The sequence below is a fragment of the Nocardia sp. NPDC004711 genome (assembly GCF_053601595.1).
Map to the genome: position 1 here is coordinate 1 of NZ_JBSGCB010000174.1, position 1,620 is coordinate 1,620.

Consider the following 1,620-nt stretch of genomic DNA (forward strand, 5'->3'; position numbering starts at 1 on the left):
TTGGGTTTCTGGGTTGTCGCGCGCCTGTGGCGCGCGAACAACTGGGATTTGGGTAGCAGTTAGCTGCTGGTCTGCCCAGCCTTTCCACTGTTGTTCCTGGTCGTAGGGGTGGTTCGCGAGTGTTCAGGCGGTCGAGAGCGTGGTGGTGGCGTGCCACAACTGCCGCCAGGTAGTGGCCCAAGGCCAGTGAGCGGGCAGGTGCAGGACAGGTTTTCGCTGTGGGCGTGAGAGACGAGCAGGGACGGCGATGATCTTGCGGCGCAACGTGGTTCCGCGTGCTCTGCCCAGTCGCGGGTCAGCGAGTGCGCCAGCGGCGCGCAGCAGGTTGTGCGCGATCGCCGCGCACAACACCCAGGCGGAGTTCGCGCCGAAGCGCCCGGACGGCATGTGTGCCAGTGGGCCGTCGATCAGGTCGGCGAACACGGTCTCGATGACGGCGTGGCGGCGGTGGGTGAGGTCGGCATCGACGGTGGGTTCGGTCGAATCGGTGAAGAAGGGGTGAAACCGCCAGACCGGGAACAGTTCGTCCTGGCGGGCGGCGTCTTTGACGCGGCGCACGAGCAGCCGGGCGGTGACCCGGTCGGGTTTGGAAGCGAAAGCGGTATACGGGATTTCGGCGACCTCGGCGTCGGAGATCGGTTCACCGCTGTCGGGATCGCGGACCGCGCCGGGGTATTTCACCGGTGTCCACGCATCGGCGGGGATCGACGCGATCGCCCGCGCCACGGCGCGGTTCTTCGTCAACACTAACGAGAACCGGGCTCCGTGGCGGTGACACGCGCTGATAACCGCCCGACCACCGAAGGCGGAATCCCCGCGCACCAGGATCTCACCGGTCACCCCGCCCGCGCGGGCGGTGGTGACGGCTTGGGCGACCATCCGCCCGGCCCCTTTGGCCGATCCCGCTCTCCCGGCGCGCAACCGCATTCCCGCGATCACCGGCGCAGCCAGGTCGGTGCTGATCGTGGTCGCCAGTGGTGAAAGTCCTTTGCGCAGAACCTGTTTGCCCGAAATCTTGGTGAACCCGTAGGACGCGCCCTGCTTGGCATACCCATACACCGGCCTCAACAGCGAATCGATATCGACGAACGCCCGCTGGCCGGCGCCGGGGGAGCAGATCGGCCCGCGCACACAACCGCGACAGGTGCGCGCCCAGCACCGATTCGAGCTGACGGGCATGCCCGAAGCTGAACTCCCGCAACAGGGTTCCGACCGTCGACGGCGCATACACCCGGTCGAACACGGCCTTCATGCCGCCGCTGCGCAGCACATCGATATCGTCGATGCTGTCCGCACCGGCACACATCCCGGCGATCAGTGTCACCAGCTTCGGGCCAGGGTTCGCCGACCCGGACCTGATCCGCGGCGCGGCGATCGACACCCTCTCTGCCAGCAGCCCGTCCAGCCCGGTCTGCTCGGCCAGCCGCATCACCGGCACCAGACCGGCCAGCGACACGAGATTCCGATCATCGAACACCGCTGACTCCGCGGCGAACCTATGCGAAACTTGCACCCGAAGTGCCCTTCTGAAACCGGACCGATCACTGCCTAGACAACAGCGATCATCCCAGCTCGAAGGGCACTTTTCTCATTCATTGCACACCGACGGACACAAGCCCG

General features: G+C 66.5%; 1 pseudogene. It reads right to left on the minus strand.

Going from position 1 to position 1,620, the window contains the following annotated elements:
- Positions 1–123: 123 nt before the first annotated feature.
- Positions 124–1,513 (minus strand): annotated as a pseudogene (locus tag ACWEKS_RS49240) (IS1380 family transposase).
- Positions 1,514–1,620 lie beyond the last annotated feature (107 nt).